This is a genomic window from Sphingomonas sp. AOB5 (assembly GCF_029433115.1).
Lineage (GTDB): Bacteria > Pseudomonadota > Alphaproteobacteria > Sphingomonadales > Sphingomonadaceae > Sphingomonas.
Map to the genome: position 1 here is coordinate 1 of NZ_JARNTV010000021.1, position 13,158 is coordinate 13,158.

11 protein-coding genes and 1 pseudogene are annotated in these 13,158 nt (G+C 66.7%); 5 read left to right on the forward strand and 7 right to left on the reverse strand.

From position 1 onward, the window contains the following. Positions 1–982 (reverse strand): annotated as a pseudogene (locus P1X14_RS10960) (hypothetical protein); the annotation flags it as partial. A gap of 37 nt (positions 983–1,019) precedes the next feature. Beyond that, on the reverse strand, positions 1,020–2,672 hold the full coding sequence (locus P1X14_RS10965; protein ID WP_277315403.1) for an electron transfer flavoprotein-ubiquinone oxidoreductase: 1,653 nt from the start codon (positions 2,670–2,672) through the stop codon (positions 1,020–1,022). Positions 2,673–2,801: 129 nt separating this feature from the next. Between P1X14_RS10965 and P1X14_RS10970 the strand changes: the two genes are divergently transcribed. From P1X14_RS10970 to moaB, 3 genes are read left to right on the forward strand one after another with little or no spacing between them, the layout of a single operon-like run. Then, the gene (locus P1X14_RS10970; RefSeq protein ID WP_277315404.1) at positions 2,802–3,524 is read left to right on the forward strand and encodes a uracil-DNA glycosylase family protein; all 723 of its coding nucleotides are present in this window, start codon (positions 2,802–2,804) and stop codon (positions 3,522–3,524) included. Then, positions 3,521–5,368 carry a lytic transglycosylase domain-containing protein gene (locus P1X14_RS10975; RefSeq protein ID WP_277315405.1) on the forward strand — a complete coding sequence of 616 codons (1,848 nt, stop codon included), beginning with the start codon at positions 3,521–3,523 and terminating at the stop codon, positions 5,366–5,368. Before P1X14_RS10970 ends, P1X14_RS10975 begins: the two co-directional genes overlap by 4 nt. Before the next feature lie 2 nt (positions 5,369–5,370). Beyond that, the gene (moaB, locus tag P1X14_RS10980) at positions 5,371–5,898 is read left to right on the forward strand and encodes a molybdenum cofactor biosynthesis protein B (protein WP_277315406.1); all 528 of its coding nucleotides are present in this window, start codon (positions 5,371–5,373) and stop codon (positions 5,896–5,898) included. Here moaB and P1X14_RS10985 read toward each other — a convergent pair. From P1X14_RS10985 to P1X14_RS10995, 3 genes are all read right to left on the reverse strand, one after another. Then, positions 5,895–6,611, reverse strand: a complete 717-nt coding sequence (locus P1X14_RS10985) for a hypothetical protein (protein WP_277315407.1) — start codon at positions 6,609–6,611, stop codon at positions 5,895–5,897. The two genes, moaB and P1X14_RS10985, sit on opposite strands and share 4 nt — an antisense overlap. Next, positions 6,608–7,123, reverse strand: coding sequence for a YbjN domain-containing protein (locus P1X14_RS10990; protein ID WP_277315408.1), 516 nt, complete (start codon positions 7,121–7,123; stop codon positions 6,608–6,610). The genes P1X14_RS10985 and P1X14_RS10990 overlap by 4 nt, the downstream gene beginning before the upstream one ends. A gap of 71 nt (positions 7,124–7,194) precedes the next feature. After that, complete coding sequence (locus P1X14_RS10995) at positions 7,195–7,545, reverse strand: VOC family protein (RefSeq protein WP_277315409.1); 351 nt, start codon at positions 7,543–7,545, stop codon at positions 7,195–7,197. Between the two features lie 54 nt (positions 7,546–7,599). On the opposite strand from P1X14_RS10995, the gene P1X14_RS11000 reads away from it, so the two are divergent. Continuing rightward, on the forward strand, positions 7,600–8,670 hold the full coding sequence (locus tag P1X14_RS11000) for a PA0069 family radical SAM protein (RefSeq protein ID WP_277315410.1): 1,071 nt from the start codon (positions 7,600–7,602) through the stop codon (positions 8,668–8,670). 139 nt (positions 8,671–8,809) lie between these two features. Here the strand turns inward: P1X14_RS11000 and P1X14_RS11005 are convergent, their stop codons facing one another. Continuing rightward, positions 8,810–10,210, reverse strand: a complete 1,401-nt coding sequence (locus P1X14_RS11005; RefSeq protein ID WP_277315411.1) for a M1 family aminopeptidase — start codon at positions 10,208–10,210, stop codon at positions 8,810–8,812. 17 nt (positions 10,211–10,227) lie between these two features. After that, positions 10,228–12,360: a GDSL-type esterase/lipase family protein gene (locus P1X14_RS22100; protein WP_346770455.1), complete on the reverse strand. Its 2,133-nt coding sequence runs from the start codon at positions 12,358–12,360 to the stop codon at positions 10,228–10,230. A 58-nt stretch (positions 12,361–12,418) separates the two neighbouring features. Here P1X14_RS22100 and P1X14_RS11020 point away from each other — a divergent pair, with 58 nt between their 5' ends. Further along, on the forward strand, positions 12,419–13,156 hold the full coding sequence (locus tag P1X14_RS11020; RefSeq protein WP_277315412.1) for a cyclic nucleotide-binding domain-containing protein: 738 nt from the start codon (positions 12,419–12,421) through the stop codon (positions 13,154–13,156). Positions 13,157–13,158: the final 2 nt, after the last annotated feature.

Below are 13,158 nucleotides of genomic sequence, written 5' to 3' on the forward strand. Positions count from 1 at the left end.
CCTTGGCGAGCGCAATCGCCTCGCGTGCGCGGCCCGCGCGGTTCAGCGCAGCGATGCGGCTGGCCGCGGCATTGCCGGCAAAGGGGCTGTCGCGCCGAACCTGCGCCAGCACGCCCAGCGCCTGATTCCCCATGCCAGATTTGGAGAGGGCATCGGCCAGATAGATGCGCCCGCGATCGTCGCCCGGATCGAGCAGCAGCGCCGCGCGCGACAACAGGATCGCGATCGGCGGCGGCGCTTCTTCCTGTGCCAGATCGGCGGTCAGATTGAGGAACAGCCATGAGGCGCCCAGCGCCGCGCTCGGCTTCGCGCCGCGCCCGATCCGGCTGCGCAGCCCGGCCATTTCGGGGCGGTCGCCTGCCAGCAATTCCAGCGCCTCGTCCCGCCGCCCGGTCGCGCCGAACAGGAGTGCCGCGTCGATACGCAACTCATCACTGACCGAAGCCGGGCGAAGGATCGGCCGCAGCGCTTCCATTGCCTCGGCCGGACGGCGCAGCGCGATCAGCAGCAGCGCGCGATTCTCGATGGCATAGCGCCGCGTCAGCGGGCTGCCGCGCGTGGCGGCTTCGAGGATCGGAAACGGGTCTTCGCCACGATCGAAGGCCACCCAGGCGCGCAGCACCGGGACCATGAATTCCAACGGACCCTTTTCCATCCGCCCCAGCGCGGTTTCCATGCCGGCCTTGTCGCGCGCCTTCAGCGCCAGCGAGAAACGCAGGATCGCGGCATCGACCGGCACTTCGTCACTCTTGGCCAGTGCCCGCTCGGCCCGGTCGGCCAGCCCGTAATCGCCCACCGCCAGCGCCTGGCGATAGGCGTATAGCGCAATCGCGGGATCGTCGGGCGCCGCCGCCAGCGCCGCGGCATAGCCGGTGACCGCAGTCGCCGCGTCGCCGCGCTCATCGGCAGCGCGGGCGCGGACATAGGCGGTAGGATCGACAGGCGCCTTCTGCGCTTCCCGGACCTGGGCGTACGCCGGCACCACGGCGAGCAACGCCGCGATGCCGATACCCAGTTTCTTACATGTTCGGGTAATTGGGTCCGCCTCCGCCCTCGGGCACCACCCAGTTGATGTTCTGGCTGGGGTCCTTGATGTCGCACGTCTTGCAGTGCACGCAATTCTGCGCGTTGATCTGGAAACGAAGGTCGTCGCCCTCGCCCACCACCTCATACACGCCTGCCGGACAATAACGCTGCGCCGGCTCCGCATACAACGGCAGATTGACGTGGATCGGCACGTCCGGATCCTTGAGCGTCAGATGGACCGGCTGGTCCTCCTCATGATTGGTGTTCGAGATGAACACCGAAGAGAGCCGGTCGAAGGTCAGCACGCCATCGGGCTTGGGATAGTCGATCGGCTTGTGGCTGCTGGCATGGTCCATATAGCTATAGTCGGGCTTGTGCTTCATCGTGAACGGCCAGCGCAGGCCCAGATGCTCGCACCACATGGCGATGCCGGCGAACGCCGTGCCCCAGGTCGCGCCGAACTTCTTGACCAAAGGCACCACGTTGCGAACGCCGCGAAGCTCCTTGTAGATCCAGCTATTCTCGTAAGCCTCTGGATAGGCGGTCAGTTCGTCCGAAGTCCGCCCGGCCTGAACCGCGGCAAACGCCGCCTCGGCCGCCATCATCCCGCTCTTCACTGCGGTATGGCTGCCCTTGATCCGCGGCACGTTGAGGAAGCCCGCCGCGCAGCCGACCAGCGCGCCGCCCGGGAACACCAGCTTCGGCACCGACTGCCAGCCGCCATCGGTGATCGCGCGCGCGCCGTACGAGACGCGCTTGCCGCCCTTCAGGATCTTGCTGATCTCGGGATGCGTCTTCCACCGCTGCAGCTCGTGGAAGGGCGAGAGATAGGGGTTCTTGTAGTCGAGCCACACCACGAAGCCGAGCGCCACCTGCCCATCGGCCTGATGGTAGAGGAAGCTGCCGCCATTGGTGTCGTCGTCCAGCGGCCAGCCCTGGGTGTGGATCACCCGGCCCGGCACATGGTTCTCGGGATCGATATCCCACAATTCCTTGATGCCGATGCCATAGACCTGCGGCTGCGAGTTCGCATCCAGCTCGAACTGGCGGATCAGCTGCTTGGTCAGGTGCCCGCGCGCACCTTCGGCAAAGAAGGTATACTTGGCGTGCAGTTCCAGTCCCGGCTGGTAATCGCCCTTGTGCGTGCCGTCGCGCGCCACGCCCATGTCGCCGGTGGCGACACCCTTCACCGATCCGTCGTCATTGTAGAGGATCTCGGCGGCGGCGAAGCCCGGGAAGATCTCGACGCCCAGCTCCTCGGCCTTGCCCGCCAGCCAGCGGCACAGATTGCCGAGCGACCCGGTATAGGTGCCCTTGTTGTGCAGATAGGGCGGCGTGATGAACTCCGGCATCGACGATTTGCCATTCTTCGTCAGCACCCAATGGTGATTCTCGGTCACCGGCGTCGCGGCGAGCGGACAGCCCTGCTCGCGCCAGTCCGGGATCAGCTCGTCCAGCCCCTTGGGGTCGACCACCGCGCCCGACAGGATATGCGCGCCGACTTCTGAGCCCTTTTCCAGCACGCAGACCGCCAGTTCGCTCCCGGTCTCGTTCGCCAGCTGCTTCAGGCGAATCGCCGCCGAAAGTCCCGCTGGTCCGGCCCCGACGATCACCACGTCGTAAGGCATCGACTCCCGTTCGCTCATCGCAATCTCCCTGCCCGTCCCGCTTCCGGACGGCTTGCCTTGTTCTCGTCGCGCATCCGCAACGCCTTGTCCCTGTGCCGATGAAGCCTAATTGACCGCGACGTCAAGGCAGGAGCCTATGGGCATCATATGGGGGCGGAACTGACAACCGATTGGCGCGGCAGCGTCTCGAGCGCGCTCGAATGGTGGGCGGACGCGGGCGTCGACACGCTGGCGGCCGACGAACCGCGCGACTGGCTGGCCCCGCCCGTAGTGAAGCGCGAGGCCGCAGCAGCGCCCGCCGTAGCGGAACCTGTCGAGGAAAAACTGCCCGAGACACTCGAGGCGTTTCTCGAATGGCGCCTGGGCGAAGCGGCACCGGAGGCCGACTGGATGTCCCCGCGCGTGGGTCCCGCTGGCCCAGCCGACTCTACGCTGATGATCCTCACCGACATGCCGGAGGCCGACGACGAAGCCGCATTGCTGGGCGGCGCAGCGGGCCGGCTGTTCGATCGCATGCTCGCCGCGATCGGCGAGTCGCGCGACTCGGTCCATCTCGCCTCGCTTGCCGTCGCCCGTCCGATCGGCGGCCGCATCCCGCCCGAACAGGAAGCGCGGCTGATCTCGCTCGCTTTGCATCACATCGCGCTGGTATCGCCCGCGAAATTGCTGGTCCTCGGCCAGTCGGCAGAACGTGTCATCGAAGCGGCCGGTGGTTCAGCTTCGCTAAATGGCATACGTGACATTAAACATTCTGGTGGAAATACAGACGCAGTCATGATCCGCCATCCGCGCTTCCTGCTGGAACGACCTGCAGTGAAGGCCGATGCCTGGAGACAATTGTTGCTGTTGAGCCGGGGAACCAGCCAATGAGTTTGCGTATCGCTATGGCAGCCGGCTTGCTCGCCGCGCCGCTTGCCGCCCATGCCGCCGATCTTCGGGACGGCAATATCGTCGCCGAAGCCGATCTGAGCACGCCTGCCGCCACGCTCGACCTTGCCAAGCTCGATCGCGCGACCCGCGACGGCGACACCCCGGCCCCGGCCCCCGCGAAGAAGCGCGACGGCGACGGCATCCCCGATCAGCTCGATGCGCAACAGCGTTCCGATTATCGCGCGGTCTTCGCCGCGATCCGATCCGGCCGCTGGGCCGACGCCACGATCAAGCTCAATGCGATGAAGCCCGGCCCGCTCCACGCGATCGCCCGCGCCGAACTCTACACCGCCCGCAATTCGCCCCGCGTCGAACTCGCGCCTTTGCTCCAGCTCCTCGCCGAAGCGCCCGAACTTCCCCAGGCCGATAAGGTCCGCCGCATGGCCGCCACCCGCGGCGCGACCGATCTGCCGGCACTGCCAAGCACCACCCGCCTCGTCTGGTTCGATGCCGCACCCGTCCGCCAGCGCGTCCGCACCGTGCGCAGCGACAGCGCCTCGACCGAAGTCGCGCTCGCGATCCAGCCTTTCATCAAGGCCGATGACGGCGCCTCAGCCGAAGCCCTGGTCGAACGGTTCAGCCCGGACCTGACCGACGACGCCCGCACCGAATGGCAGCAGAAAGTCGCCTGGGTCTATTATGTCGCCGGCGACGACGCCAACGCCCGCCGCGTCGCCACCAAGGCCCAGCAGGGCAGCGGCGACTGGCGCGTCACCGCTCACTGGGTCGGCGGCCTCGCCGCATGGCGCCAAAAGGATTGCGAAGGCGCAGGCGACGCCTTCGTCGCGGTCGCACAGGAAGCGAACGACGTCGAACTGCGCTCGGCCGGCCTCTACTGGGCCTCGCGCGCCGACATGGCATGCGGCCGGCCCGAGCGGGTCGCGGCGCATCTGAACGGCGCGGCGCAATATGGCGAGACCTTCTACGGCCTGCTCGCCCGCCAGGCGCTGGGCATCGAGGACAAGCCGATCCGCGGCGAGACCCGCATCTCCGAAGACTGGCGCGCGCTCGAGCGTCGCCCCAATGTCCGCGTCGCCGCGGCGCTGGTCGAGATCGGCGAGAACCGCCTCGCCGACGAAGTGCTGCGCCATCAGGCAAAGCTCGGCACCGCACAGGATCACGCCGCGCTCAGCCGCCTTGCCGGCCGGATGAACCTGCCCGCCACCCAGCTCTGGCTCTCGCACAACGGCCCCGCCGGCGCGAAGCCGCTGGTCGAGGCCCGCTATCCCGCGCCGGACTGGACGCCGGACGGTGGCTGGCGCGTCGATCGCAACCTCGTCTACGCCCACACGCTGCAGGAATCGCGCTTCAACGCCGATGTGCGCAGCGCCGCGGGCGCGGTGGGCCTGCTTCAGGTCAAGCCGATCGCCGCGATCGACGTCAGCCGCCGCCGCGGCACCACCTATAACAGCGCCGACCTGACCCGCCCCTCCGCCAATATGGAGCTGGGCCAGTCCTATATCGAGCAGCTGCGCGATTCGCCCTTCACCGGCGGCCTGCTGCCCAAGGTTGTCGCCGCATACAATGCCGGCCCGACCCCGGTAACCAACTGGAACAGCACGATCCGCGATAATGGCGATCCGCTGCTGTACATCGAGAGCATTCCGTACTGGGAGACGCGCGGCTACGTGATGATCGTGCTGCGCAATTACTGGATGTACGAGCTGCAGGAGGGCCGCAAGTCGACCAGCCGCGCCGCCCTGGTCGACGGCATGTGGCCACGCTTCCCGGGCCTGCCCGGTGCCACCGCAGTCCGCGTCGGCGGACGCGCGTCTTCCTACTGAGCATGCCGATCGACGAGAGCCGCACCTTCCAGCCCGTTCGCATCGCGGTGCTGACGGTATCGGACACGCGAACCCTCGCCGACGATCGCTCGGGCGACACGTTGGTCGATCGCCTGACGGTTGCCGGCCATATCCTCGCCGATCGCGCCATCGTGACCGACGATAGCGACCAGATCGTCGGCAAGCTCCACGCCTGGATCGACGATCCCTCGGTCGACGTGATCCTCACCACCGGCGGCACCGGCGTCACCGGCCGCGACATCACGCCCGAGGCTTTGGCCCGCGTGTGGGACAAGGAAATTCCGGGCTTCGGCGAGCTGTTCCGCTGGCTCAGCTACCAATCGATCGGCACCTCGACGATCCAGTCCCGCGCCACCGCGTGCGTGGCCCGCGGCACCTATATCTTCGCCCTGCCCGGCTCGACCGGCGCGGTGAAGGACGGCTGGGACGGCATTCTGAAGGACCAGCTCGATATCCGGCACCGGCCGTGCAATTTCGTGGAACTGCTGCCGCGACTGACGGAGCGTTAGGGTTTTGGCATCGTAACCGCGTTTGACGGCGCCTCGCCTGCGGGTTCGCGCCAATGCCAGTTCTCGCTGTCCGGCATATCCTCGGGCACGATTTTGCGCAGTGCCTCAAACACCAGCGATCCCAGTTGGTCATAATGATCGGAGCAATTTCCGATCCCCGACGTGATCCGGCTACCCCGCACCCGCTCGAACCCTAGCGGCGTCCCGTCGGTGCAGAGATCGATAGCACCGGCCCAGCCATCGGTCAGCGTGTCGATCGCCGCCATCAGCCGCGCATAATCGGCTTTCGGCATGATGAAGGCACGGCGCTTGGTCTCCGCGGGATCGGCGCGGACGTCGTACAGGATCAGCACGCCCGTCGCTTGCTCGCCATTGCGGGGCAGATACAGCGCAACGGCATAGTTCGTATAGTTGAACGAGGGCATCGCCACGAACCGGAAACCGTCGTCACCGAGACTTTTCAAGGCAGGCAGGCCGGACAGAAGCCGGACCGCCAGGCGGTTCACATGGCCATCGGCATGTATCGGACCGTCCCGTGTGCGGGTCATCTCGATCCGCTCGCGCTCAAACGCACGCACCCTCAGCCACTCGCTTCCGAAGATGAAGCCGGCGAACAGGATTTCGGCCAGCACCAGCGCGGTGGTGACATAGCCGATCCGGTGCAGCCACTTCAGGCGCGAAGAAGGTCCAGCTGGTATCGGCTGGTCACTCACGCCTTCGGCTTCAGGTCCAGTTCCTTCTGGAAGAACTCGCCCAGCTCGACCAGCATCGAGGTCCACCAGTCCAGCACATCGGCGAAGTTGCGTTCGGTCAGCCCGCCGATCGTCGCCACGTCATAGGCAGCGACGAAGCGTCCATCCTCGGGCACCGATGCCTGGAGGAAGCGCTTGCCGCGGTTCCAGCGGTTCGCGAGGTCCGTGGTGTTCTCGTCCTCTTTCTTGAACGACACTTCGAACCGCAGCGAATCGCAATTCTTGTTCTGCTCGCAGCCATAGAAATAGACGTCGAAATGATAGGCGCCCTCGTCGCTCTCGATCATCGGGTCGCCCTGCTTGTCGGTCGTCTGTTTGGGCTTCAGCCCGGCCTTGTCCATCGCGCGCATCACCGTCGCCGGATCGCTGGCGCAGATCAGCCCTTCCGGGCACGGCTTGCGGTCCTGCGCCTGCGCGGTGCCGGTCGCGATGAACAGGGCCGCGGCGATGGCGGCGAGACGGAACGGACGCATGCTTACTCCCCCGGATTGCCGCGCCAGCCTATCAGGATGAGACGTTGTTACAATCCGTCGAATGCAGCCGGTCAGTGCGCATCCGGCTCGTTGATGAACACGCCCAGTTCATGCCCCTGCGGATCCTTGAAATGGAAGCGCCGACCGCCCGGATAGGGGAAGATCGGCAGGGTGATCGTGCCGCCCGCGGCAACCACCTTCTCCAGCGCGCCTTCCAGATCGGCCTTCACCTCGACCAGCGGCAGAATGCCCGCGGTTGCCTGCTCCTGATCGCCGTTCAGGCCCAGATCGGTGTCGCCGCTCATCGTCGCCGAATAGTCCGGCCCGAAATCGGTGAAGTCCCATCCGAACGCACCGGCATAGAAATCGCGAACCGCGGCCACATCCTTCACCGGCAGTTCCACATAGCTGATCCGAAGCATGTCTTTCCTCTCAATGTTCTTGCTATGTTCTAGTCTCGCGCCTAGCATCTGGCAATGGCCAAAACCCGTCCCGTCCGCGGCGCCACGCTGAACCGTGAAAGCACGCGGTTCAACCTGCCCGAGCGCGAATCGGACGGCGACTGGCTCGACGATCGCGAGACGGTCGACGAAGGTCCGCCGCCGCTGCGCACCACCGTAACGGTCGAGAAGCCGAAAACGATCATCACGCGAAACCAGTCGCCCGACATATCCTTCGATCGCTCGATCAATCCCTATCGCGGGTGCGAGCATGGCTGCATCTATTGCTTCGCCCGGCCCACCCATGCCTATCACGATCTGTCGCCGGGGATCGATTTCGAGACGCGGCTGTTCGCCAAGCCCGATGCCCCTGCCCTGCTCCGCGCCGAACTTTCGAAGCGCGGCTATGTGTGCCAGCCGATCGCGTTCGGGACCAATACCGATCCCTATCAGCCGATCGAGAAGGAATGGCGGATCACCCGCGCCTGTATCGAGGTGCTGGCAGAGACCAACCACCCGCTGACCATCACCACAAAGTCCGATCGCGTCACCCGCGACATCGATCTGCTCGCGCCGATGGCGGCAAAGGGTCTGGCGGCGGTGATGCTTTCGGTCACCTCGCTCGATCCCAAGGTGGCGATGACGGTCGAGCCGCGCGCGCCGCATCCGGAGAAGCGCCTCGCTGCGGTCCGCAAGCTGACCGATGCCGGCATCCCCGTCTTCGTCTCGATGTCGCCGGTCATCCCCGCGATCACCGATCACGAGATGGAGCATATCATGGAGCGCGCGGCACAGGCCGGCGCCCGCGCAGTCTTCTACCTGCCGGTCCGCCTGCCCCATGAGGTGTCGCCTTTGTTCCGCGCCTGGCTCGACGAGCACTTCCCCGATCGCGCGGGCAAGGTGATGTCGATCATCCAGTCGATCCGCGGCGGCCGCGACAATGATCCGAACTTCCATACCCGCTTCCGCGGACAAGGCGCCTGGGCCGATCTGCTACGCACCCGCTTCCACATTGCCGCAAAGCGCTACGGGCTGGATGGACAGCGTTTCAACGTACGCACCGACCTGTTCCGCCCGCCCGCCGGCCCGCAGGGCGAGCTGTTTTAGTGCTTATTCAGCTCCGCTGAAGCGGCACCAGCCCGCTCCCCCACCCGGCCTCCCAACAGGATATGCTATGGGAGGCCGGGCGGGGGAGCGGGCTGGTGCCGCAACCGGTTCAGCTCTGCTGAACCCCATTCAAAGAACGCTACTCCTTCAACTGTTCCTTGATCGGGATTTGCTCGACCGCCAGCGGCACGCCGGTCGCGCGAAACAGGCGGCGGAAAAAGGCCTGCGGATCGGGCGATCCCTGCATCACGAACTGCCGCACATCGTTGGTCAGCGCCGCATCGCGCGACATCAGGCGAAAATGGGCGAACCAGTCTTCTGCCGTGATCTCGCCGTCGCGCTGGTTCGCCCGGATCAGGCTGCGGACAAACTCATAGCTGTCGGCCTGCGGATAGCGTTTCTTGGTCGCATATTCCGCTGCCAGCGCCAGCATCGCGCCACAGCCATAATAGGCGTTGCTGCCCACGGTGTTGCCCGCCTTGGCCAGCGAATAGCCGGGCCGGACCGAGACGAGGCACTCGTTCATCATCCGCCGCAACTCGTTGTACACGTCATATTCGGGCAGCATTTCCTCCAGCGCCCGGGTGGCAAGGAAATCCGCGCCGCCCTCGGTGATCCAGCGCTCGTTCCAGCTGCTCGTGCGCACCGTCCGGCCCAGCCAGAAATGCGCGGCCTCGTGCCCGATGAACTCGCGCACCGTGTCGATCTTCTTCGAATCGCGCCAGCGCGCCGCCTGTCCGGAAATCTGGATGATGATCATCCCTTCCAGCACCCGCCCGCCCAGCGTCCAGCCATCCTCGATCGGCCCGCTCCACGCCACCATCGCCAGCGGCCTGGTGTCCCGCGAGGGCCCGAGCTTGGCGGTGTAGAATTGCAGCAGCCGCGGGGTGAAATCGGTCATCTCGGTGCGGATCCAGGCCGGCAGCCCCGCATCGAGAACACCGGCAAAGCTCGGCGCCTCGATCACCGGCGTATCGCCGGCATAGACATAGGTATTGCCGCTCTCGGTCAGCAGGCTGACCGTCCCGATCGATTGCTTGCCGCGCAGCAGCAGGCGGCGGCCGGGATCGTTGAACGCGATCCGCGTGGAGGGGCGCGGCATATCGACGTTCGTCCGGCCCTTGTTGAGCGGCACCAGCATGAAATTGTCGCTGAGGAACGCGAGGCTCCCGTCCGAAAATCGCACCGCGGGCGTGAAATCCGAAGGCAGGGTGTCGGTATAGGGCCGGATGCGGATACGGACGCTGGTCAACGGCTTCTCGCCGCCGTCCAGCCGGTCATATCCGCCACTGCGCGACAGCGTCACGCCCGGCGTCTCGACGGTCCAGGATTTCACCCGCCACGAACCGCCCTTGCGGTCGTCCGAGGATCGCGGAAAGAACCACACGGGCGCTTTCGGCCCGAACCTGTAGTCGACGATCCACTCGCCATTCTCGGATCGGGTGACCGAAATCTCGACCTGCGCCTCGGCGGCGGCCGGCGCTGCGGCGGGGGTAGCGAAAAGGACGAGCGCGAGCGCGCAAACCAGCCAGCGGATCATTTCGTGCGAAGGTTAGCCTATCGGCACATGCTGTCCAGCGGCGGCTTTTGATATCCGGCGGGGACCGGCAGATTTTTCTCCCGCATCGCACCCTCCAGCCCCTGCGGCGCCGGGGCCAGCGCGGGGTTCACCTCGGTCCGGTAATAGGGATCGCGCCCGGCCTCCTCCAGCGTGCCGAAGCGGAAGCCGTGGCGGCGGTACAGTTCGAGCAGGCGCGGCAGCATGTGCGCGTCGAACGCCCCGGCATGGAGCAGCAGCACATAGGGAATGTCGCGCCCGTACAGCGCTTTCGCCATCGCCCGGTAGCGACCGATATTCCATTCGGCATCGGCCAGCCATGCCGCTTCCAGCGTCGCAACCGCCGCCATGTCGCCCTTCGCCATGCACCGGGCATAGGGCTCGTTATAGGCCCAGTCGCCGAAATCCATCGTCACCGCCGCGACCTTGTACCCCTTCGCCCCCAGCAGCGCGCGGATGCGTGCACGCCGCGCCGGATCGGCCCCCGCTTCGGACAGGAACGGATAGCGGAACCAGTGCCAGTCGGCCTCGCCCATCAGCGATCGCAACAGTGGCTCGTTCTTCGCCAGTTCCTCGGCGAACTGCTCGTCGCTGATCTTCGCCAGATCGGCATGGCTCCACCCGTGATTGCCCAGCGGATAGCCGGCATCGCGCCACACGCGCAGCGCGGGCGCGGTATCCGGCTCGCGTTCGCCCGACGCACCATTGATGAAGCCATAGGCCTCGAGCACGCCTGCCTTCTTCAGCGCGCCCACGATCTGCTCGGCCACCTGCACCTGCGTCATGCCCGGCGGGGTGATGGTGTGCTTGGGCAGATCGTCGAAGGTCAGGACGATCATCGGTGCTGGCTCGCGGGCCGGCACCACCACGCGCCCCGGCTTGCCCTTCCACTTCGCCCGTGGCGTCAGCAGGTCGAGCGGCACCGCGTCCGCCATCGCCCTGTAGCCCGCGGCCGAGGGATGCAGCCCGTCGCCCGAATCATAGTCCGGCCGCAGATAGGCGGGCCGCGCGGGATCGCGCATCGCCGCGTCGAAATCGATCACCGCGTCGAAATTCCCCGGCGCGCGGATCCAGTCATTCACCGCCTGCCGGTCGGCTTCGTTGGCCGCATCGGGATGATAATAGCCCGATCCGCCATAGGGCAGGATCGTCCCCCCGATCGCCACGATCCCCTTCGCACGCGCCCGCGACACCATCTGCCGCAGCGCGCCGATCATCCGCGCGACCAGCGCCTTGTGCTCGTCGGCACTCACCGGCGCATCGCGGGTCAGCGTGCCGAGGTCGTTCACGCCTTCAAGGACGATCAGATGCGTCACCCCCGGCGGCGTCATCACCTCGCGATCGAACCGCGCCAGTGCATTCGGCCCCAGCCCGTCATTGAGCAGCCGGTTGCCGCCGATCCCGCCATTCAGCACCGCCATCTGGCTCAGGTCGCCCGTCGCGCGCAGCCGCGTCTGCAGCGCATCGGTCCAGCGCCCGTTGCTGTTGGCCGTCACGCCATAGCCGTCGGTGATCGAGTCCCCCAGCACGACCACCGCCGAGGCCTTGGCATTGTCCACCTCGATCCCGGCAAGCTGGTGCCAGCGATCGATCGCCTTCGCATCGGCCAAGTCCGCGTCGCGGGTCCGGTCGCCCTTGGCGAGGTACGAGGTCGCACGCGAACCCGGATGCCCGGTCTGCCGCGCGGGCGGCGCGGGATAGTGGATCGAGATCGCGACATCCGCCCCGGCCTTGGCCTGCACCGCCACCGGATCGGACCAATAGTCCGCCCCCGCCGGGATCACGACCTGCGCCGCCCCGTCGAAGCTGAGCGGCTTCATGCTCGCGGGATCGACCTTCGCCGAAGCAGGCCCCGTTGCCAGCGCGATGCTCGCCGCGGAGATCTTCAGCGGCGCAGTGCCGAACGCGTTGGTGAAGCGCACTCGCACCCGGCTCCCGCCGACCTGCAACCGCACGATCTGGCGCAGCGTCGCGTCGGTTAGGTCCTCGGCCGCCAGCGCATTCTGCCCCTCGGGCACCATCGGCGAAGTCGCCCATGCCGCCACCCAGCGCTCGCCCGGCGCGCTCTGGGCCATCACCGCCCCGCCCAGCGCAAGCGCCACGAACGCCAGCAACAGCCGCATCCGGCCCATCATCCCTCTCCCGCGATTATCTCGTTATGATAACGCTACCATAACTCGCCACAGAGTGATGACAAGGGCGCTTCCCGTCGCCCCCGCCTTCGGCCATTATGCCCGCGTAACGGAGTGGGGCATGTTTTCGAGCGGATCGCTGGTCCTTCAGCTGAGCTATGCATTGCTGGTGCTCGCGGTGGTGACGTCGCGAAAGCTGCCGCGCATCTTCATCGCGCTGTCCGCGGCGGTCGCGCTGGCGCATGCGATCTGGTGGAGCGGCGATCCGGCGGCGATCGGCTGGATGGCGCTGCTGCTCGGCGCTTGCGCGGTCGTGCTGGGCAATGATTTCCTCGCCAATCGCCGCGCCCGTTTCAGCGACGAAGAGGAAGCGATGCTCGCCGGCTTCCTTGCGCACGTCCCGCGCCACGCCGCACGCCACCTGATCGATCAGGGCATCTGGCTGTTCGGCGCGGAGGGCGACATGCTCACCCGCGAAGGCGAGCCGGTCGAACGGCTGCTGTTCATCGCACGCGGCGAAGCCAGGGTGTTCAGCGGCACCAGCCAGGTTGCCTTGTGCGGCCCGGGCGAACTGATCGGCGAAGCGACGGTGCTGGCGGGCGATCCGGCCACCGCCACCGTGGTGCTGGCCGGTCCTGCACGCTTCTGGTGCATCGCCGCTCCGGCCCTGCGCGCCTATCTCACCGCCAATCCGGACCTGTTGCCCGCACTCGAACGCAGCTTCGCTCGCGCGGTGGGCGACAAGCTGCGCGCCAGCAACCGCACCATCGCCGCAGCCGGCGGCGTCGCCGCCTGAAG

Bases quoted from the DNA above. Each gene is read 5' to 3' on its own strand.
- P1X14_RS10965 (WP_277315403.1), bottom strand. From the start codon at position 2,672: ATGAGCGAACGGGAGTCGATGCCTTACGACGTGGTGATCGTCGGGGCC.
- P1X14_RS10970 (WP_277315404.1), top strand. From the start codon at position 2,802: ATGGGGGCGGAACTGACAACCGATTGGCGCGGCAGCGTCTCGAGCGCG.
- P1X14_RS10975 (WP_277315405.1), top strand. From the start codon at position 3,521: ATGAGTTTGCGTATCGCTATGGCAGCCGGCTTGCTCGCCGCGCCGCTT.
- moaB (WP_277315406.1), top strand. From the start codon at position 5,371: ATGCCGATCGACGAGAGCCGCACCTTCCAGCCCGTTCGCATCGCGGTG.
- P1X14_RS10990 (WP_277315408.1), bottom strand. From the start codon at position 7,123: ATGCGTCCGTTCCGTCTCGCCGCCATCGCCGCGGCCCTGTTCATCGCG.
- P1X14_RS10995 (WP_277315409.1), bottom strand. From the start codon at position 7,545: ATGCTTCGGATCAGCTATGTGGAACTGCCGGTGAAGGATGTGGCCGCG.
- P1X14_RS11000 (WP_277315410.1), top strand. From the start codon at position 7,600: ATGGCCAAAACCCGTCCCGTCCGCGGCGCCACGCTGAACCGTGAAAGC.
- P1X14_RS11005 (WP_277315411.1), bottom strand. From the start codon at position 10,210: ATGATCCGCTGGCTGGTTTGCGCGCTCGCGCTCGTCCTTTTCGCTACC.
- P1X14_RS22100 (WP_346770455.1), bottom strand. From the start codon at position 12,360: ATGGGCCGGATGCGGCTGTTGCTGGCGTTCGTGGCGCTTGCGCTGGGC.
- P1X14_RS11020 (WP_277315412.1), top strand. From the start codon at position 12,419: ATGACAAGGGCGCTTCCCGTCGCCCCCGCCTTCGGCCATTATGCCCGC.